This window comes from Sphingomonas sp. KR3-1 (assembly GCF_040049295.1).
In the GTDB taxonomy this organism is placed as follows: domain Bacteria; phylum Pseudomonadota; class Alphaproteobacteria; order Sphingomonadales; family Sphingomonadaceae; genus Sphingomonas.
This window is the reverse complement of sequence record NZ_JBDZDQ010000001.1, coordinates 478084-498263: the sequence shown is the minus strand read 5'-3', so window position 1 is coordinate 498263 and position 20180 is coordinate 478084. Positions and strand designations below refer to the sequence as shown.

Below are 20180 nucleotides of genomic sequence, written 5' to 3'. Positions count from 1 at the left end.
CCGTATTTATAATCTGATGAAGCCGGAGCGCATGTCCTGGGCTGGTTGCGGGAAAGTTTCGGCGAATACAAAGGGGGTGGCGCTGGGTATGGCTTTAAGCTAGCTGCCGGGCGGGCGGGCCGACATGCGGGACTAGCTTCGTGCCCAGAGGATTAACTGGCGGCCGAGCACTGGGTCGTGGACAAGGATCGTATGTTGCAATCAACGTCGCCTGGATCGGCTGCCGTGCCGTTTGGGTCTGCAGGAACCGAGGGGCAGTTTGAGGAGCGGGCGTCTTTCGCACCGCCGCTGCTGTTGCAGTATTGGCAGGTTGTGCTGCGGTGGAAGTGGATTATCGCGGGGATCATCGTTGCTGCCCTGGCGATAGGTCTTCTGGCGACGCTGCTTGCTGCGCCGCAATATTCCGCGACGGCTCGGATCGAAATCAGTCGCGATCAGAAGAAGGTAACCAATGTCGAGGGTCTCGAATCCTCCGCAGCCGATCGCGATCTCGAATTCTATCAGACGCAATATTCGTTGCTCCAAGCCAGGTCTCTGGCAGAGCGCGTCGCGCGGGGCCTTCATCTCGGCACCAACGGTGACTTCTTCAAGGCGCACGGCGTCAATCTGGACGAGGGCCTTTTTTCGAGCAAGGCCGGGCAAGCGCTTAGCGCTGGCGAAAGCCAGAAGCGCGAGAAAATGGCTGTAAACCTCTTGCTCGACCATGTTTCGATCCTGCCGATCCGCGGATCTTCGCTGGTCGACATCAAATATACGAGCGGCTCGCCGACCCTGTCGGCCGACATCGCCAACGCCTGGGCGCAGCAGTTCATCCTCCAGAGCATGGACCGGCGCTTCGCTTCCACTGCCGATGCGCGGAAATTCCTTGAGGGGCGCCTGGCCGATCTCCGCGTTAAGCTAGAGACCTCGGAACGCGACCTCGTCAATTATGCGTCGGCCAAGGGCATTGTCGCGCTGGGCAAGAGCAAGAGCGCCGAGGGCCGTACGGAAGTCGAGCGGACGCTGGTATCGAGCGACCTCGAAGCGCTGAATGCGGCGCTGGCAGCGGCTACCGCCGATCGGATCGCGGCAGAGAGCCGCGCCGACCAGCGAAATGGCGGCGCGAACACGGAGGCGCTCAACAACGCGGCAATCAACCAGCTGCGGCAGAAGCGTGCGGAAGTCGCGGCGGAATATTCCAAGATGATGGTTCGGTTCGAGCCAGGTTATCCCGCCGCGAAGGAACTGGCCGAGCAGCTCAAGGTCCTCGATACGAGCATCGCCCGCGAAGAAGGGCGTGTCCTCAACAGCCGATCGGCGGAATATGGGGCGGCCGTGCAGCGCGAGGCGGAGCTCCGGCAGCGCGTCGACGGGCTGAAGTCCGGGCTCAACCGCCAGCAGCAGGACAGCATCCAGTACAACATCTACCAGCGTGAGGCGGATACCAACCGCGAACTCTATGATGGCCTGCTGCAGCGCTACAAGGAGATCGGCGTCGCCGGTATCGGCGCAAACAACATCGCAGTGGTCGATACGGCGCGTGTTTCGGATCACCCGTCCGCTCCGAGCCTGATCATCAATCTCGCGCTCGCGCTCGTTGCAGGCTTCGGTCTCGCGGCGGTCGCCACCTTCGCGCTCGATCAGATCGACGAAGGGCTTCGAGATCCCACGCAGGTCAATCGCATATTGCAGGTGCCGCTGCTGGGCAGCGTGCCGGACGTCGAAGGCGAAGATACGCTCAAGCAGCTCCAGGATGCGAAATCGGCGCTATCCGAAGCCTATCTCAGCATAAGGTCGAACCTGGCATTCTCTTCCGATCACGGCGTGCCGCGTTCGCTGATGGTGACCAGCACTCGCCCGGCAGAAGGAAAGAGCACCACGAGCTTCGCACTCGCCACCATCTTGGGGCGTACCGGCAAGCGCGTCCTGCTGGTCGATGCGGACATGCGCGCGCCGTCGATGCACGCGTTTGCGAACCTGCCCAACACTGTCGGCCTCAGCAATTTCCTGGCAGGCGACAACAACTGGCAGCAGTTCGTGCAGCCGACTGGCGTGAAGGGTCTGAGCTTGATGCCGTCGGGCCCGACCCCGCCGAGCGCCGCGGAGTTGCTGAGCAGCGATCGCATGATCCTGCTGGTCAATCAGTTGACCGAGCATTTCGACCACGTCGTGATCGACTCGCCGCCCATTCTGGGTCTGGCAGATGCGCCCCTGCTCGTTCGTGCCGTGGAGGGCGGCGTGTTCGTGGTGGAGGCCGATGGCGTGGCAATCCGGGGCATCAAGGCTTCGCTGGCGCGCCTGCACGCCGTCCATGCGCATGTCTTTGGTGTCGTGCTGACCAAGCTGCAGCGCCGGCAGGCAGGCTATGGCTATGGCTATGGTTACGGCTATGGCTACGGTTCCGGCTCCGATTCCGAAAAATGACCGGCTAGCCGCCAGCCTGGATATCAATCACGGATATCTTCACGCCGTGGCAGGCCACCGTAGATACGGCAGGTCTCCCGTAAGAACTGTTGCACTATTCGAGGGCTTGTTTTCCCCATGAAGGAAAATTCGAATATTCTGGTTACCGGGGGCACGGGCTCCTTTGGGCACACTTTCGTGCCGATGACCTTGGCCAAATATAACCCGAAGCGGATCATCATCTTTTCCCGCGATGAGATGAAGCAATGGGAAATGGCCAAGCTGTTCAAGGACGACGAGCGCGTCCGCTTCTTCATCGGCGACGTCCGCGACAAGGAGCGCCTGTACCGTGCGCTCGATGGCGTGGACTATGTCGTCCACGCGGCGGCCACCAAGATCGTGCCGACGGCGGAATATAATCCGTTCGAGTGCGTGAAGACCAATGTCACCGGCGCGATGAACCTTGTCGACGCTTGCATCGACAAGGGCGTGAAGCGCGTCGTCGCGCTCTCGACCGACAAGGCGAGCAGCCCGGCTAATCTGTACGGCGCCACCAAGTTGGTTTCCGACAAGCTCTTCATTGCCGGCAATTCCTATGCGGGGGGCGAAGGGACGCGGTTCGGCGTCGTCCGCTATGGCAATGTGATGGGCTCGCGCGGTTCGGTGATCCCGTTCTTCATGTCGATCCGCGACAAGGGCGTGCTGCCGATCACCGACGAGCGCATGACCCGTTTCATGATCTCGCTCGAGCAGGGCGTCGAACTCGTCTGGCACGCCTTCGACGATATGGAAGGTGGCGAGATCTACGTTAAGAAGATCCCGTCGATGAAGGTCACCGACGTCGCTACGACGCTGGCGCCCGAGGCGCGCCACGAAGTGGTGGGCATCCGCCCCGGCGAGAAGCTGCACGAGCAGATGATCAGCGAGGAAGATTCGTACTTCACCTACGAATATCCCGAGCATTTCAAGATTCTTCCCGCGATCAACAATTGGGGCGAGAGCGAAAGCCGCATCAAGGACGGCAAGAAGGTGCCCGAGGGCTTCAGCTATACCAGCGACAACAACCCTGAATGGATGAGCCCGGACGCCCTTCGGACCTGGGTGCGCGACAACGCCGGCAAGATCGGGAAGATCTGACGATGATCCCCTATGGCCGGCAGGACATTTCCGACGAAGACGTTGCGGCGGTCGTCGCGACGCTCAAGTCCGATTGGCTGACGCAGGGGCCGGCCATCCCTGCTTTCGAGCAGGCCGTCATGGCCGCCTGCGATGCGCCCTATGCCGTCGCGGTGAACAGCGCGACGTCGGCGCTGCACATCGCCTGCCTCGCGCTGGGGGTCGGCCCCGGCGATATCGCGTGGACGGTGCCGATCAGCTTCGTCGCGTCTTCGAATTGCGCGCTGTATTGCGGCGCTACGATCGATTTCGTCGATGTCGAGCCGGATACGGGCAACATCGATCCCGCCGCGCTGGAGGCCAAGCTGATCGACGCCGAGCGCTCGGGCACGCTGCCCAAGGTGCTGATCCCCGTGCTGTACACCGGCCGCGCGCACGATCAGGCGCGCGTCCATGCCTTGTGTTCGCGCTATGGCATCAAGATCATCGAAGATGCCAGCCACGCGATCGGCGGAAGCGGCGAGGGTGGCGAGGCGGTGGGCAGCTGCCGCTGGTGCGACATCGCGGTGTTCAGTTTCCACCCCGTCAAGATAGTCACCACCGCCGAGGGCGGCATGGCGATGACCCGGGATCCGGAGCTGGCGACCCGGCTCCAGGATTTCCGCTCGCACGGGATCACCAAGGATCGCGCGCGATTGGTCGAGCCCGACGCGGGCGGCTGGTACTATGAGCAGCACAGCCTCGGCCTGAATTACCGGATCACGGACATGCAAGCGATCCTGGGCGTGAGCCAGATGAAGCGGCTGGTGCCCTTCATCGAGCGCCGCAACGAGATCGCGAACCGCTATGACGAATTGCTCGCCTCGGCCCCGCTGACTCGCCCGCCGCTCGTGCGCGGCACGGGAGCGGTGTCGGCTTGGCATCTCTACGTGATCCAGCTCGACCCGGCGAATGACGGGGCGCTCCGCCGCGCCTGGTTCGACGGGCTGCGCGCGCGCGGCATCGGGGTGCAGGTCCACTATATCCCCATCCATCACCAGCCCTACTACCAGCAGCTGGGGTTCGAGCGCGGTATGTTTCCAGCCGCGGAGCGCTTCTACAATGGCGCGCTTTCGATCCCGATGTTCGCTGCGATGACCGATGACGAGCAGGATCGCGTGGTCGCCGCGATTGGAGAAGTCGCCGGTGAAACCTGCTGACTTGCCTGACAGTAGCCTGCCCGAGGCGCGGTCCTCCGCGTCTCGGATCGGACTCGGCACCGTACAGTTCGGACTCGATTACGGCATAACCAATCGCGCGGGACGGCCGGCGCAGGATAAAGTCGAGCAGATCTGCCTGACCGCGGCCGAAGCGGGGATCGATACGCTCGACACCGCCCATCTCTATGGCGATTCGGAAGCGGTGATCGGCAGCACGCGGGTCGCTGACGCTTTTCGTGTCGTCACCAAGACCCCGAAATTCTCGGCGGCAGCCTCCTCCGGGGAAGCCGTTGATGTTCTGGATGCGACCCTTACCATGTCGCTCGATCGGCTGCGTCGACCCTCGGTAGATGCGTTGCTCTTCCACGAGGTGGAGGATCTGCTGGGGCCGCATGGCGATGCGCTTTGGCGTGCGATGGAGCGAGTGCGCAGTTCGGGGCTCGCGAGCAAGATCGGCGTTTCGGTCTATCATGGCCGCCAGATCGACGCCGCGCTCGACCGCTATCCGATCGAGATCGTCCAAGTCCCCTTCAACCCGCTCGACCGGCGGTTGATCGATGGCGGTCAGCTCGACCGGCTCGCCGCCGTCGGGGTCGAAGTCCATGCGCGCTCGCTGTTCCTGCAGGGTCTGTTGCTGCAATCGCCCGATCTGATCGAGCCGCGCTTCGGCGTGCTGCGTGATGCGGTCGCCGAGATGCGTAGCTGGGCGAGCGGGCAAGGGCTCACGCCGATCCAGGGTGTGCTTCGGCTGGCGCTCGCGGAGACCAGGATCGACCGCTTCATCGTGGGGGTCACTTCAGCGCCCGAACTTGAAGATATTGTTTCTGCCACCCAATCTGGGCAGGGAGCGTATCAACCGGCCGACTTTGTCAGCAGCGTGGCGCTGGATCCGCGTCATCTCGATCCGTCGAGATGGGCGGAGCTCGTCTAGAGCCAGGCTGCATTGAAAGGATTGACGTGAACGAGCTCAAGAAATGCGGCGCCTGCCTGCTGCCCGAAACCTATGAGACGATCGAATTCGACACGAAGGGGACGTGCAACGTCTGCCGCAACAAGGTCGTTCGCGACGAGAAGATCGACTGGGCGGCGCGCAAGCTGCAGCTCGATGCGCTGGTCGAACAGCACCGCGGCAAGCATGATTACGACTGCATCGTGCCATTCTCGGGTGGCAAGGATTCGACGTACACGCTGTGGTACCTGATCAACGAGTACAAGCTGAAGCCGCTCGTCGTGCGTTTCGATCATGGCTTCATGCGGGACACGCTCGAAGAGAACAACATCCGCACCTTCAAGAAGCTGGGCTGCGATGTCATCAGCTTCACTCCGAACTGGAAGCTGGCCAAGCGGCTGATGCTCGAAGCGCTGCGTCGCAAGGGCGATTTCTGCTGGCATTGCCACACGGGCATCTTCTCCTACCCGATGCACATCGCGGTGAAGTTCAACGTGCCGCTGGTGTTCTGGGGCGAGCCGTCTTCGGAATACACGCAATATTACGATTATGCCGATGACGAGATCGAGCAGGTTGACGAGACCCGCTTCAATCGTTTCGTGAACCTCGGCATCACCGCTGAGGACATGTACGGCATGATCAAGGACGACTTCCCGGTCGAGCCGCGCGATCTGCTGCCCTACACCTATCCCAATCTGCGTGACCTCAAGAAGCTGCGCTACAATTCGGTGTGCCTTGGCTCCTACATCCCTTGGGACGTCAAGAAGAACGTTGGCATCATTCAGGAGGAGCTCGGCTGGAAGGGCGACCAGGTCGAAGGCATGCCGTGGGAGGAATATCCCTACGAGAAGATCGAATGCTACATGCAGGGCATGCGCGACTACATCAAATATCTGAAGCGCGGATATAGCCGCGTGAGCCAGATGGTCGCGCTCGATCTGCGCAATGGCCGCATCACGAAGGAGCATGGGCAGGAGCTGGTCGACCAGTTCGAAGGGCGCAAGCCGCCCTCGCTCGAGCTATTCCTGGACTATGTCGGCCTGTCCGAATCCGAGTTCAACGAGATCGTCGGCAATACGGTGGTTCCGCCGAACAAGCCCGATTTCCAGAAGAATGAATGGGCCCCGAAGACCTGGGACTTCGATCGCTGGTATCGCGAGGATTCTGCCGACGCGAAGAAGAGCTGAGTGCGCGCAGGGGGCCGGGTATGAGCGACGAAATGCATTTCGGACCGGTCGAGCGGCTCGCGCTGTTCGGCGGATCGTGGATCGTCGCCGCGCTGCTCCCCGAGCTCGCGCGGCGACCCTGGGAAGTGAAGCTGTTCACCAGTCCGCGGCACCTGGCCGATATCGTCAATCCTGAAGGAGAGACGCTCGAACAGGTGCTCGCGCGCACCGGCACCGCCTGGCATTCGAGCGAGGAGATCAACGCGGATCCCGTCGCGCTGGCCTTTGCCGGCGCGCGTACGCTGGGAATTGCGTTCGGCGCCGCTTGGAGCTTCACCCCCGATTTCTCCGCGCGGTTTGCCGGCCGGCTGCTGGACTTCATGGGGATAGCGCTGCCCGAATATCGGGGCGGAGCGCACTACACTTGGCAGATCCTCAACGACGACCGCCGCGGCACCTGCAATCTCCAAGTGGTGCTCGGTGGAGAAGAAACCTTCCACCGTGGCCCGCTGATCAGAAGCGGCAGTTACAGCCAGCCTGACACTGCGCGCACGCCGCAGGACTATTTTGCTACCGCGGTGGCGCAGGAGCGGGCGTTCGTCGCTGCGTTTCTCGACCAGGTCGAGCGCGGCGAGCATTTCGAGCAGCGTACGCTCGACGAGGCTAATGCGAGCTACTTCCCGTTCCTCTACACCAAGGTTCACGGCTGGATCGACTGGTCGTGCACCGCAAGCGAGGTCGATCGCTTCATCGGCGCCTTTGGCGATCCGTATCTCGGTGCTTCCACCTATTGGCGCCAGCGCCGCGTGTTCCTGAAGGGCGCGCGCCGCGAGGAAGGCAGCTTTCATCCGTTCGCCAAGGGACTGGTATTCCGCAACGACGCGCGCGGCGTATGGATCGCGCTTGCCGATGGTGCGGTGCGGGTGGCTCAGGTTTTCGACGAGGATGGCGCGGACCTTACCGCCGCGATCGCGATCGGCAGCCGATTTGTCACGCCCGCCGCCGTGCTCGACGAAGCGCTCGCTTCCGAGATCGTCTACAGCGCGTCGGGACCCGTAGTGGAGAGGACGCTACCATGACGCTCAAGCTCAACCTCGATGCGACGCGCGACCCGCATATCGAAGGTGAACGCATCTATCTGCGCCGCCTGAACGCCGGAGATGTGTCCGCGGAATATCTCCAGTGGATGAATTCGGCCGAGATCAACCGCTATCTCGAATCGCGCTTCTACGAGCACACGATGGAGAGCCTGCACGGCTTCGTCGCGGCGATGGCGGAAGACCCGTACAATCTCTTCACCGGCATCTTCCTCAAGGATGGTGGCCGGCATATCGGCAACATCAAACTGGGGCCGATCAATCCCCATCACGGCTATGCCGATATCGGCCTGCTGATCGGCGATCGTGCCAGCTGGGGGAAAGGCTTTGCGAGCGAAGCGATCAGCATCCTGACCGCTTTTGCGTTCGATCAGGTCGGACTGCACCGGTGCACTGCCGGCGCCTATGCCGACAATGAAGGCTCGTCGCGCGCGTTCGAGAAGTGCGGCTATGCCCGCGAAGGCATCCTCCGCAACCATTGGCTCTCCGACGGCAAGTTCCAGGACGGCGTCTGCCTCGGCAAGATCAACCCCAAGGAAGTCCCCGCTTGAGCACGATCCGCAAGGTCATCGAAGACGTCTACATGTGGGACATGGCGCCGGTCTCTCCCGATGGAGACCGGCTGGTCGCGCGGCTGCAGGAGGAGCTGCCGTTCGAGGTGCGCTCCTTCGCCAGCGGTACCGAGAAGAATGGCTGGGGAATCCCCAATAGCTGGCACTATGGCAAGGCCGAGATCCGCAAGGACGGCAAGCTGATCTATGACGGCCGGGCGCATCCGCTCGGCGTTGCCGGCTACTCGCCTTCGGTGCACAAGACGGTGCAGCTCGAAGAGCTGAAGGAGCATCTCGTCTATTCGAACGAGTGGCCCGAGGACCTGGTCTTTCACTGCACGCATTTCTTCCGTCCGCTCGAGCGCGAATGGGGCTTCTCGGTGCCCAAGGTGCTGTTCGATGCGCTGGAGGAGGGCGACTATGAGGTGATCATCGAAGCGGTCGAGCAGCCGGGCCATCTGCGCGCGCTCGAATTTACGCTGCCCGGTTCGAGCGACCAGGAAGTATTCTTCCACGCGCACAGTTGCCACCCCGGGCAGGCGAACGATGATCTCTCCGGCGTTGCCTGCGGTATCGAGTTGTTCAAGCGGCTGGCAAAGCGCAGCGATCGCAAATTGACCTACACGCTACTGGTCTCGCCCGAACTGTTCGGCTCGTTCTTCTGGCTCGATTCGCTCCCCAAGGATCGGGTGGCCAAGCTCAAATATGGCGTGATGCTCAAGTCGGTTGGCAATGACGCGCCGATGAAACTTCAGTTGAGCTATCCGGGGGATACGGAGATCGATCTGGCGGGGCGCAATGCGCTGCGCTCGGTACAGGGCGAGTTCGTCGAGGGGCCGTTCCGCCGCGTCTATGGCAATGACGAGACGATCTTCGAGGCGCCGGGCTATGAAATCCCGACGATCTCTCTCACGCGCTATCCCTTCCCAGAGTATCACACGAGCCGCGACGTACCCGAGATCATGCCCCATGCGCGGCTGGAGGAGACGGTGACCATCCTGGAGCGGCTATGCCAGTCGCTCGACCATAATCACCGTCTGCAGCGCCATTTCGAGGGCCTCCTCGGGCTCAGCCACCCGCGCTACGACCTGTATCAGCGATATTACAATCCGGCGGAGCGCGACAGTCCGGGCCGGGGAGCGCAATATGACTGGCACTATCTGATGATCGACATGTTCCGCGATCTCGACGGCCAGATCGGATTGCTGGAGATCGCCGAGCGGCACAAGCTCCCGTTCGACAAGGTGCTGGATTATTTCACCAAGTTCCGAGACACCGGCGCGATCAGCTTCGTAGACTAGGCGGATCGTCGCGCGGGAGGGTTACCCGCGCGCCTTGATCCAATGGTTCACATAGGGATCGTAGCCGGTCGGATCGGCCTTCAACGTGCCCTTCTTGACGAAGCAGGACGGGATGAGCGTGTAGCGCACCTGGAGGATCAGGCGGCGGTTTGCCTTAGGCAGCTCGCCCTTGTGAATGCCGAAGGTATCTTCCAGGAAGGTCGTCCCGAAGGGGCCGGTAAAGCGCATGATCTCGTCGGCGTCGTGCGCGGCTTCCACTTCCGCGTCGGTCAACCGGACGCCTTCTGCCAGCAGCTTCTGGGAGCGATGGCTGCCCTTGACGAACATGTGCGGGCCATCGGCATCGCCAACATCGGTCAGGTATATGAACAGCTTCACGAAGCGGATCGCGTCGTTGTCGCGGTGGAAGTTCTGCGCCTCGCGGGGCGCAGGGCGGTCGGGAAGCGACCACCATGCCTCCAGGTCGTTGATCAGCGGCCGGCAGCCCAGATATTCGGACACGACCTGCAGCACGGCTGGATCGTTGGCGATCTGGATCACCTCCGGGATGGTTTCGGGCTCGAGGACGTTGACGACGTTCGCCTCGGCCGGCGCATCATCGAGCGCGAATGTACCGCGTTCGGGGTGATAGGGATCGAAGCATTCACGGGCGAGGAGCTTGTCGCGGACCCCGGTTAGCAGTTCGGTCGAATAGGCCCCGGGCAGCATCACGAAGCCGTCGCGCTGCAGCTCGCCTGCCTGCTGGAGCGCTTCCTGGCCAGCCTCGATCTTGGCCGGCTTCATCCGCGCCAGGAAACGGCCCACGGCCGCCCGCTTGCCCGGGTCGCGCAAGCGCAGCAGCGCCATGTGCCGGATGCCGTGGAAGCCCCAGAACGGGTTCACGATATAGTCGAGTTTCGCCATGATTCAGCGGACCTTGAAGAGCGGCTGGAGTGGCTCGCAACGCAATTGCTCCACTGCGTTGCCGTCGGCGCGGGCGTCGCGCAAGATCGGGAAGACCTCGTCATAGACCGCGAGGAGCGCGTCGATATCGGCATCGCTATGCGCGAACGAGATGACGTGGGTGCCCACCATCAGGATGCCGCGGGCCAGTACTTCCTGAAGGAACAGCGTCTTGAGCTCGAAACCCTTGGCATCGGGGAGCTCGGCGATGGTCAGGAAGGTCCAGCTCGGATGGCCGACGATGCCCAGGAAATCGGCGCAGCGATGTTTCTCGATCAGCGCCTTCACGCCGTCGAGCAGGCGCGTGCCCTGGCGTTCGAGCGCCGCCGGCACATTCTCGCGTTCCAGCTTCGCCATTGCCGCCTTGGCCGCCGCCAACGACAGCATCTCGCCGCCCATGGTGAAGGAAAAGAAGACATGCTCGAACTCGGCCATAACATCGGCACGGCCCACCACGGCGGATAGCGGATAGCCGTTCGCCAGCCCTTTGCCGAAACAGGCCAGGTCCGGGGTGACGCCGAACAGCTCCTGCGCGCCGCCCTTGGCAAAGCGGAAGCCGGTGATCGTCTCGTCGAACACCGAGATTGCGCCATGCTCGCGCGCCAGATCGACAACGCCCTGCAGGAAGCCCTCGGCGGGCCAGGTGGTGTTCATCGGTTCGAGGATGACGGCGGCGAATTCGCCGGGATGTGTCTCGAGCGCCGCACGGAGCGAAGCGAGATCGTTGTACTGAAAGGGATGGGTGAGATCGCGCGTCGCGTTCGGCACGCCCTTGTTGCGCGCGGTCGAGCCGATGTACCAGTCCTGCCAGCCGTGATAGCCGCACACGGCAACGCGGTCGCGTCCGGTAAATGCGCGCGCTGCGCGTATCGCGCCGGAAGTGGTGTCCGACCCGTTCTTGCCGAAGCGAACCATCTCGGCGCAGGGCACCAGCTCTATGATCTTCTCGGCGACTTCGATCTCGATCTCGCTCGAGATGGTGAAGATCGTGCCCTTTTCGAGCTGCGCGGCGACGGCGGCGTTGATATCCGGGTCGCAATGACCGAGCGTTACCGCACATAATGCGCTGTTGAAGTCGATATATTCGTTCCCGTCGACGTCCCAGGTGCGCGATCCCTTGGCATGGGTGGCGAAGAAAGGCGCCGCGCCGCGCGGATATTGGGTCAGGCTCTTCGAAAAGGTCTGCGCGCCCAAGGGAATTACGCGCAGCGCGCGGGCCAGCAGGTCTTCGGAAGCGGTGTAGTCGCGAGTGACACGGTTCTTCATTTGCTCTGGCTTTCGATCTCGGCTTGTTCGGATTTCAGCAGGCCCTCGTTACGCGCGAAGCCTGTGTTGAGGTCGGCGAGGTCCGGCCGTGCCTCCAGCAGGGTGAGGATGTCGGCGGTCGTGAAGGCGCGGTTGGCGGGATAGAGCGCGTCGTAGATCGCGCAGGCAAAGGCATAGTCCCCCGGCTCGTCCACCGTCCAGCGCAGTGCGGACATATCCCGGTCGTTCTCGTAGGAGCCGAGCCTGAAGCGTTCGGGCCGGCTGGTGATGAAGGGCATCACATGCTCACGCTCGAGCGGGCGGACGGCCTCGCGCCACGCCGTCTCGATTGCGGCGAAGGTCGCCACCTCGACATCGAGCCCGTCGGGCCAAGTCGGGTTGATCGTGTTCGAGGCATAGTCGTATCCGCCTTCGGCCGCGAACGCGATCGTGCGGTCGATCACCTCCCAATCAGCCAGGGGGCAATCGCCGGTGACGCGCACCACGTGCTGCGGCGCATGGGGGGCGGCGGCCTGATAGTATCGATCGAGGACATCGTCGAGCGACCCGCGATAGCTTTCGATCCCGAGCCGGTCGGCGAGTTCGGCGACGGCGGCGTCCTCCGGCCGGTCACTTGTCGCCAGCACCAGTTTGTCGATCAGCTTCGCACGCAGCAGCCGCTCGATCTGGCGTTCGAGCATGGGCCTGCCTGCCACCGGCAGCAATACCTTCCCGGGCAAGCGCGACGAAGAGGTTCGGGCCTGAAGGACGGCAAGGATCATGGGGTCAGACAACCTTGAAGTTGAGACCGTAGTTGGTCAGGAAAGCCTTGGCGCGGATCGGATTGGAATCCGAGAAGTTGAACAGGCTGCCGCATGCGACTGCACTGACATCCGTCTCCAGAAACACGTCCTTCAAATGGTCGTAATTGCCCGATCCGCCCGCCGCTATCACCGGGATGGTCGCCACCGCCTTGGTCTGGCGGATCAGCTCGATGTCATAACCCTGCATCGTGCCGTCGCGATCGATCGACTGGATCATCACTTCGCCGGCGCCGGCCTCGATGCAGCGCCCGACATGATCCTCCAGCGTGACATCTTCACGCATGCGGCCGCAATCGGAATAGAGCCGGTAGCGCGCGGCTTGCTCGTCCCAGCGCGCGTCGATGCTCAGGATAACCGCCTGGGCGCCGAAGGTGTCGGCGGTGGCGCTGATCAACGCGCGGTCGCGATAAGCGGCGCTGTTAATCACGACCTTGTCGGCTCCGGTCCGGATGAGCTCAGCGGCGTCTGCCGCCGAATTGATGCCGCCGCCCATCGCCATCGGCATGAAGCTGACCTCGGACACGCGCTCGATCACAGAGCGGAGTTCGTTGATCGAGCGATTCTCGCGCGCGATGTTCAGGAACACGAGCTCGTCGGCATATTGCGAGTTGTAGACGCCCGAGCTTTTCACCGGATCGCCGACATCGCGCCATTCGCCGAACTTGACTGTCTTCACCAGGCGACCGCCGAGTAGCAGCTGAACGGGGATGATGCGCTTCTTCAGCATTTGCCGTCCCAAAGGCAGAAATTCTCGATCAGCTTGAGGCCGTTCGCCTGGCTCTTCTCCGGGTGGAACTGGAAGCCGATCACATTGCCCCGGGCGACGATAGAGGCGAATGCCACGCCATATTCGGTCTCGCCAAGGAATTCCTCGTCATGGTCCGTGAACAGTCCGTAGCTGTGCACGAAGTAGAAATCGCGACCCGGCTTCACGTCCTCGAGCACGGGATGAGCGAAGCGGAACTTGACGGTGCTCCAGCCAACATGGGGCAATAGCTGCCCATCCTCGGGCAGGCGCTCGACGCGGCCATGCACCAAGCCGAGCCCGGGGGTGTCTCCCCCCTCGATCCCGCGTTCGGCGAGAAGCTGCATCCCGGCGCAGATCCCTAGTACCGGTCGGCCAGTCTGCGCGAAAGCGCGGATGCGATCCGCGACGCCCTTGCTTTCGAGATGTCCCATCACCGCGCTGAAATTGCCGACGCCGGGGACGATGAGATGGGTGATATCGTCGAAATCGCCGTTCCCATCGACGAAGATGGGGTCGAAGCCATTCTGATACACTGCGTTATATGCCGAGCGCAGATTGCCCATCGGCATCCGCAAGATCCCTATGGTTGGGTCCGAAGTCATTTGAGTGTGAAGTGCTCGGTTGCCGACGTTGTTTTGGCTATAGGGGGTTGCCAGTGCGAGGCAAGTGCTGCCATCGCCGCCGCTATGGCAGTGGAGCAGACCCCAGGCCGGCCGATACAGGTCGCATTCCGCGTGGATGCCTCGGCTCGGATGGGCGGTGGGCACGTGATGCGCTGCCTTACGCTGGCTGCGCGGTTGCTGGCCGCGGGGTGGGGCGTCACTTTCATCGCTGCTGCGATCACCGAACCCCTTCGCGCGCTTTTGGGTGACGCGGGCGTCAGGCTGATCGAGATCGAGCCGGTGCGCGGATCTTCACGTGACGCAAGCGACTGGGATCGCGCGAACTGGCCCGAGCCGATGCAGCTGGAAGATGCCGCCCGAACCGCGGCCTGCCTCTCGGGATTGCGCTGCGACTGGCTGGTGCTCGATCATTATGGACTGGACCGGTGCTGGGAAGCCGCATTGCGTTCCCATGCCGGAAGGATCGCGGTGATTGACGATCTCGCCAACCGCCCGCACGACTGCGAGTTGCTCCTCGACCAGACCTATGGCCGCGAGGACGCCGACTATCGCCCGCTCGTGGGGCCCGATACCGAACTGCTGATTGGCGCGCGTTACGCACTGCTGCGGCCGGAATTCGCCCGCGCGCGACCCGAGGCGCTGGCGCGGCATCTGCAGGCGGGGCGAGTGGACAGGGTGCTGATCTCGCTGGGCATGACGGATGTCGGGGCGCTGACCGAGGTCGTTGCGCGCGCGGCGCTGGCGGTCACCGAAGCGCAGATCGACATCGTGCTGGGAAGCGCGGCGCCGACGCTCCCCGCTCTGCTCGCGTTCGCCGCCGAAAGTCCCCGTGTTACATTGCATGTCGACACCGATCGGGTCTGCGCGCTTATGGTCGAGGCGGATCTCGCGATCGGTGCTGCGGGAACTACCAGCTGGGAGCGTTGCTGCCTGGGGCTGCCCGCGCTCACCTTTGCCATCGCCGGGAACCAGCGGACGATAGCCTCCAAGCTTGCCGCGGCGGGCGCCATAGACTTGATCCGGGATACGGATTTCGCTGGGATCGAAGCCGCGATTAGCCGTCTTGCGGGCGATTCCGGCTACCGCGCCGAGCTGGCCCGCGCATCCGCTGCGATTTGCGACGGCACTGGTGCCTCGGCGGTGGCCGCGCGGTTGCTTGAAGGTATCGATGCCTCCTCGATGGGAAAGGCCGTTTGATGGACCGCGTGACGATATTGTGCAGCGACCCCGTGCATCCCGTGAACGCGTGGCTGGATCGCTGGATGGCGGAAGTCGCGGATCGCGCCGAGGTCACGCTGGTGCGAGACGTCGCCGAAGTGGCGGAGGGAGACTTCCTGTTCCTGATTGCTTGCCATCAGATCGTGAAGCAGGATGTGCGCGACCGCTTCGCCTATACGCTGGTGGTTCATGGCAGCCGGTTGCCGAAGGGACGGGGCTGGTCGCCGCTGGTCTGGCAGGTGCTGGAGGGTGAGAACGAGCTGCCGTTGGCGCTGATCGATGCCGGGGAGGGCGTCGATACCGGCGATATCTGGCGGATCGATACGATCGCACTCGACGGAACCGAGCTCAATGACGAGATCCAGGGCCGGATCGCGGAAGCAACGACCGGGCTCATGCACTGGGCGCTCGCGAATTGCCGGACGGCTAGGGCCAGGGCACAGGAGGGTGAGCCCAGCTATTATCCGCGCCGCCGCCCTGCGGACAGTGAAGTAAAGCCCGAGCAAAGCATCTCGGAAATCTTCGACCTGCTACGGATCGCGGACCCGCAGCGATATCCCGCCTGGTTCGAGATGCGCGGCCAGCGTTACACACTGGCGATCGCAAAGGCCGAGGATCTTTAGATCGTCGCCGGCAACCCTTGGTCCGGCGCCGGTTGACAGTCAAACCGTCCGCTTTTACCTGCTCGGCCGCGCCATTGGCGGCGTCCAGCTGCTGATGGAGATGAACCCTGTGGCAAGCGCACGCCGCCTCTTCGGCATGGCCTCCGGTCACTCCATTGCACAAGCGTAGATAATGGCCGCCTCGACCCAAAAGAAATTCGTCCTTCTGATAAACTCTGCCCCGTTCAGCAGAGAGTATTTCGCAGAGCTTGGCCGGGCTTTCGGCGAGGTTGGGGCGACGGTGAGCTATGTGCTGGATTCGCGCGTTACCGACGTGCTGAGCGGCCAGGGCGATAACTTGCCGGACAGCCATTATTTCACGGATTTCTGCCAGGAATGGAAGCGGTCGGGGGCGACGCTGCGGCCTTCGTCCGATCTCACCTGGAGCTCGCTGCTATCCGACTTCGACCGGTTCCTTACCTATGGTTTCACGCCGCCGCTCACGAAGAGCGGCAGCCTGGGCCACGGGGACCTGCTGGCGTTGCTGGAGGCGTTCTTCGAGAAGACCTTCGACGAGATCCAGCCCGATGCGGTGGTCTATGAGCCGATCAGCAACAGCTTCGCGATTGCGGCCTATCGTGCGGCCAAGCGTCGAGGCATCCCGTTCTTCAGCGTGCAGGGCGGGCGCATTCCCGGCCGCTACATCGAAGTCAGCCCGACGGGGTCGCTGCGGGATCATGTGGCGCTCGGCGACTTGCTCACCAAGGTTCTACGGGAAGGCGTCCGTGCGGAAACGCGGCAGATTGCCGAGGACTACATCGCCTCGATCGACAACCAGACCCCCGATTATATGAAGAAGGGCGGGGATGGCGCGTCGCTGATGGCGGCCAGCTTGATCTCCAAATACGCCAATCGCGAGAAGTTCGACCGGTTCACGCGGGCGCTGCGCTATCGCCGCACGCACCGCGAGGACATGGGACTGGCCTACCAGGTTGGCGACCCGCTGCTCGTCTCCTGGGCGATGTTCCGGCGCCAGGTGAAACGCCGGCTGCGCTTCCGTGCCGTGACCAAGCTGTTCCAGGCCAAGGTGCAAGGGGAGAGGTACTTCCTCTATCCGCTGCACTTCCATCCCGAGGCTAGCACTTCGGTGCTCGCTCCGGACTATATCGACGAGATGAGCGTCATCCGGGCGATTGCGTTCCGGCTGCCAGTCGGGGTCAAGCTGGTGGTCAAGGAGCATCCTTCGGCGACGGCATTGCAGCCGCTTTCCTTTTATCGCGACCTTGCCGCGTTGCCGAATGTCGAACTCGTCGCGCCCGAGCTGAACGCGAAGCTGCTTGCGCGGAAGGCGATTGGAGTGATCTGCATCACGAGCACGCTCGGCTTCGAAGCGGCGCTGCTGAACAAGCCGGTGGTCGCGCTGGGGGATGTGATCTACGGTTATTTCCCGAATGTCCGGATGGTCGAGCATTTCGGCGATCTCGACGCTGCACTGGACTGGGCGATGGCGTATGAGCCGCTCGATCCGGAGCGGATCGTCGAGGCCATGGCCGCCTATGTCGAGTATCTCGACGAGGGTGCTTTCAGCTTCAAGGGGTCGCTGCAGGATCCTGCTGCTATTGACCAGGTCGCCCGTGTCCTGTTGGGGAAACTCTCGGGGCCAACGGGCGAAAATGCCGCTACGCTGCCAGGCGACTAGTCCAAGTTTAACGTGCCGATTGTGGAGTAGATGATGACCGGAAGTCGAAAGTCGATAAAGGTCGGCGACCGCGAGATTGGGCCGGACAGCCCGCCTTTCATCATTTGCGAGTTGTCGGGCAACCATAACGGCTCGCTCGAGCGAGCGCTGGCAATGATCGACGCGGCTGCCGATACCGGCTGCGACGCGATCAAGCTGCAGACCTACACCCAGGATACGCTGACGATCGATTGCGATCTGCCCGATTTCCAGATCAAGGGCGGCCTGTGGGATGGACGAACACTCTATGACCTCTATCGCGAGGCGCACACGCCCTTCGATTGGCACAAGCCGCTGTTCGAGCGCGGCCGCGCGCGGGGCGTGATGATCTTCTCCTCGCCGTTCGATGAAACTTCGGCCGACCTGCTCGAGGAACTCGATGCCCCGATCTACAAGATCGCCTCGTTCGAGATCGTCGATCTGCCGCTGATCGCCCATGTCGCCCGCAAGGGAAGGCCGATGATCATGTCGACCGGCCTTGCCGGCCTGGGCGAGATCGAGCGCGCGGTGCGCACGGCCCGGGAGAATGGCTGCGAGGACCTGATCCTGCTCCATTGCATCAGCTCCTATCCGGCGCCGACCGATCAGGCCAATATCCGGACCATCCCGCACCTCGCCGAAGCCTTCGGCGTCCATTGCGGGCTTTCCGACCATACCCACGGGACCGCGACCTCGGTCGCGGCGGTCGCGCTCGGCGCGGTGGCGATCGAGAAGCACTTCACCCTGGCCCGCGCCGATGGCGGACCCGACGCGGCGTTCAGCCTCGAGCCGGACGAGTTCCGCCGGCTGACCGAGGATTGCCGCAACGCCTGGGTGTCGCTCGGCAAGGTCTCCTACCGCGTGCAGCCTGCTGAAGCGCAGAATGTCGTCTTCCGCCGTTCGCTATATGCAGTGAAGGACATTGCGGAGGGCGAGGCGCTGACGCGGGAGAATATCCGTTCGATCCGGCCCGGCTATGGCTTGCAGCCGCGCTTCCTGCCGGATGTCCTCGGCAAGCACGCCCGGCAACCGATCGCACGCGGGACGGCGCTCGCATGGCAGCTGTTTGAGTGAAGCACTCACCGTGTTTTCAGCATAGTCGAAACGCCGTCGCGATGCGCATCGGGCGCAATCATGCCGCTCGGCTGGCGCGCGGATTGGCTCGCCGCTGCTGATGATGCGCCGGACGCTATCTGAATCCGTCGTCCGGCTTGCCGGGGCACCGCGACGCCTGTTCGAAGGGCGAGCGGCCGGACTGATCAAGGGACGACATGCGGCTGTCGCGGGCCTGATCTCGATCGGACTGCGTGCATTTCTGTTGTTCGGCAAGTTCGCCTTCATCGTCGTGCTGGCGAAGTTCACCGATACCTCCACCGTCGGTATCTACGCGCTGTTGGTAACGATAGTTACGATAGCGATTTATATCATCGGCCTGGAGATACATACTTTTACTACGCGAGAGATAGTTTCCGACCATTCCAGCGGTCATGGTGGGGTGCACATTCAGAGCCACTTGCTGACCTTGGCCGGCATATTCGGCATCGCGGTGCCGATCGTCTGGGGTTTTACATTCTGGCTCGGCATCGCCGGCAAATTCAATTTCCTGTTGCTAGCCGCAATCATCTTGCTCGAGACCTTCGGGCAGGAGCTGGGTCGGTATCTGCTGGTGCTGTCGCGTCCCGTCGCCTCCAATCTCCTGCAGTTCATACGGGGCGCGGCCTGGATGCCCTTCCCGATCATCATGCTGCTGACCGGGCATCGCGTGGCGCCGGTCGATACGATCCTGCTGGGCTGGCTCGGGGGAGGGATTCTCGCCTGCCTCTTCGGTTTCTGGTCCATCCGTGCCTATCTGAGGACGCTCCATCCGTACCGGCTGGCTTGGCTTTCACGCGCGTTTTTCAGCGCCCGGCACTATTTCGTCGTGGCGATGCTCACCCAGGTCCAATATTATTCCGATCGGTTCATCGTCCAGCGCGTGATGGGGGAGGCGGCGGTCGGCGTCCTGTCCTTCTATCAGAGTTTCGCCAACACGATGGTCACTTTCGTCCAGACGGGCGTGATCTCGGTCATGCTGCCGCGGCTGCTCCTCGCGGCGAAGCAGGACGACCGCGCCGCCGAGAGCCGCGTGCGGCGGGCAATGTTCGGATGGGCGATGGTGCTCGCGGTCAGCATTTCGGGTTCGCTGGCGATTGGCTTGCCGTTCCTGCTGCGGCAGATGAACAAGATGGCCTATGTCGCGGACTTGCCGGTCTTCTACGTTCTGCTGTTCGGCAATGTGATCCTTGTCGCCGGGCTGGTCGTGCATCTCAGCCTTTACGCCCGGCGCCGCGACAGCGACTTGATGCGCGTGTCGCTGATACTCATTCCGCTGGCGTTGCTCGTCAACATCCTCATCGTGCCGCTCTTGGGCATTGCCGGTGCTGCCTGCACTTTCGTAGCCACGGCGGTTCTGGATTTCTTGGTCAAATATTGGCTGCTCACGAGGCAGCGCCGATAGCAG

At 62.8% G+C, this 20180-nt stretch carries 18 protein-coding genes; 13 read left to right on the top strand and 5 right to left on the bottom strand.

Translation table 11 applies throughout. The annotated features are described in order from the left end of the window. Positions 1-177 precede the first annotated feature (177 nt). The 8 genes from ABLE38_RS02520 to ABLE38_RS02485 all read left to right on the top strand — a co-directional run bounded on the left by ABLE38_RS02520 (position 178) and on the right by ABLE38_RS02485 (position 9761). The gene (locus tag ABLE38_RS02520; RefSeq protein ID WP_348972591.1) at positions 178-2403 is read left to right on the top strand and encodes a polysaccharide biosynthesis tyrosine autokinase; all 2226 of its coding nucleotides are present in this window, start codon (positions 178-180) and stop codon (positions 2401-2403) included. A gap of 117 nt (positions 2404-2520) precedes the next feature. Then, a complete protein-coding gene (pseB, locus tag ABLE38_RS02515) occupies positions 2521-3519 on the top strand; it encodes a UDP-N-acetylglucosamine 4,6-dehydratase (inverting) (RefSeq protein ID WP_348972590.1) in 999 nt (332 codons plus the stop codon). A gap of 2 nt (positions 3520-3521) precedes the next feature. Beyond that, positions 3522-4697: a UDP-4-amino-4,6-dideoxy-N-acetyl-beta-L-altrosamine transaminase gene (gene pseC / locus ABLE38_RS02510; protein ID WP_348972589.1), complete on the top strand. Its 1176-nt coding sequence runs from the start codon at positions 3522-3524 to the stop codon at positions 4695-4697. Beyond that, positions 4684-5628, top strand: a complete 945-nt coding sequence (locus ABLE38_RS02505; protein ID WP_348972588.1) for an aldo/keto reductase — start codon at positions 4684-4686, stop codon at positions 5626-5628. The genes pseC and ABLE38_RS02505 overlap by 14 nt, the downstream gene beginning before the upstream one ends. A 26-nt stretch (positions 5629-5654) precedes the next feature. Beyond that, a complete protein-coding gene (locus tag ABLE38_RS02500; protein ID WP_348972587.1) occupies positions 5655-6833 on the top strand; it encodes an N-acetyl sugar amidotransferase in 1179 nt (392 codons plus the stop codon). A 20-nt stretch (positions 6834-6853) separates the two neighbouring features. Beyond that, positions 6854-7891, top strand: coding sequence for a hypothetical protein (locus tag ABLE38_RS02495; protein ID WP_348972586.1), 1038 nt, complete (start codon positions 6854-6856; stop codon positions 7889-7891). After that, the gene (locus ABLE38_RS02490; RefSeq protein ID WP_348972585.1) at positions 7888-8460 is read left to right on the top strand and encodes a GNAT family protein; all 573 of its coding nucleotides are present in this window, start codon (positions 7888-7890) and stop codon (positions 8458-8460) included. The genes ABLE38_RS02495 and ABLE38_RS02490 overlap by 4 nt, the downstream gene beginning before the upstream one ends. Next, on the top strand, positions 8457-9761 hold the full coding sequence (locus ABLE38_RS02485) for a DUF4910 domain-containing protein (protein WP_348972584.1): 1305 nt from the start codon (positions 8457-8459) through the stop codon (positions 9759-9761). Before ABLE38_RS02490 ends, ABLE38_RS02485 begins: the two co-directional genes overlap by 4 nt. 21 nt (positions 9762-9782) lie before the next feature. Here the strand turns inward: ABLE38_RS02485 and ABLE38_RS02480 are convergent, their stop codons facing one another. The 5 genes from ABLE38_RS02480 to hisH are packed head-to-tail and all read right to left on the bottom strand — an operon-like array spanning position 9783 to position 14122. Continuing rightward, positions 9783-10664 (bottom strand): phytanoyl-CoA dioxygenase family protein, encoded by an 882-nt coding sequence (locus ABLE38_RS02480; protein WP_348972583.1) that lies wholly within the window; start codon positions 10662-10664, stop codon positions 9783-9785. A gap of 3 nt (positions 10665-10667) precedes the next feature. Beyond that, positions 10668-11969: an aminotransferase class III-fold pyridoxal phosphate-dependent enzyme gene (locus tag ABLE38_RS02475; protein WP_348972582.1), complete on the bottom strand. Its 1302-nt coding sequence runs from the start codon at positions 11967-11969 to the stop codon at positions 10668-10670. Next, positions 11966-12730 carry a glycosyltransferase family protein gene (locus ABLE38_RS02470; protein ID WP_348972581.1) on the bottom strand — a complete coding sequence of 255 codons (765 nt, stop codon included), beginning with the start codon at positions 12728-12730 and terminating at the stop codon, positions 11966-11968. Before ABLE38_RS02470 ends, ABLE38_RS02475 begins: the two co-directional genes overlap by 4 nt. Positions 12731-12734: 4 nt before the next feature. After that, complete coding sequence (locus ABLE38_RS02465) at positions 12735-13499, bottom strand: imidazole glycerol phosphate synthase cyclase subunit (RefSeq protein WP_348972580.1); 765 nt, start codon at positions 13497-13499, stop codon at positions 12735-12737. After that, positions 13493-14122: an imidazole glycerol phosphate synthase subunit HisH gene (hisH, locus tag ABLE38_RS02460; protein WP_348972579.1), complete on the bottom strand. Its 630-nt coding sequence runs from the start codon at positions 14120-14122 to the stop codon at positions 13493-13495. Before hisH ends, ABLE38_RS02465 begins: the two co-directional genes overlap by 7 nt. A gap of 84 nt (positions 14123-14206) precedes the next feature. Between hisH and pseG the strand changes: the two genes are divergently transcribed. The 5 genes from pseG to ABLE38_RS02435 all read left to right on the top strand — a co-directional run bounded on the left by pseG (position 14207) and on the right by ABLE38_RS02435 (position 20177). Beyond that, positions 14207-15340, top strand: a complete 1134-nt coding sequence (gene pseG / locus ABLE38_RS02455) for a UDP-2,4-diacetamido-2,4,6-trideoxy-beta-L-altropyranose hydrolase (RefSeq protein WP_348972578.1) — start codon at positions 14207-14209, stop codon at positions 15338-15340. Beyond that, the gene (locus ABLE38_RS02450; RefSeq protein WP_348972577.1) at positions 15340-15984 is read left to right on the top strand and encodes a formyltransferase family protein; all 645 of its coding nucleotides are present in this window, start codon (positions 15340-15342) and stop codon (positions 15982-15984) included. Before pseG ends, ABLE38_RS02450 begins: the two co-directional genes overlap by 1 nt. Positions 15985-16156: 172 nt before the next feature. Further along, positions 16157-17662, top strand: a complete 1506-nt coding sequence (locus ABLE38_RS02445; protein ID WP_348972576.1) for a hypothetical protein — start codon at positions 16157-16159, stop codon at positions 17660-17662. A gap of 33 nt (positions 17663-17695) precedes the next feature. Further along, positions 17696-18754: a pseudaminic acid synthase gene (pseI, locus tag ABLE38_RS02440; protein ID WP_348972575.1), complete on the top strand. Its 1059-nt coding sequence runs from the start codon at positions 17696-17698 to the stop codon at positions 18752-18754. 100 nt (positions 18755-18854) lie between these two features. Next, positions 18855-20177 carry a hypothetical protein gene (locus ABLE38_RS02435; RefSeq protein WP_348972574.1) on the top strand — a complete coding sequence of 441 codons (1323 nt, stop codon included), beginning with the start codon at positions 18855-18857 and terminating at the stop codon, positions 20175-20177. Positions 20178-20180: the final 3 nt, after the last annotated feature.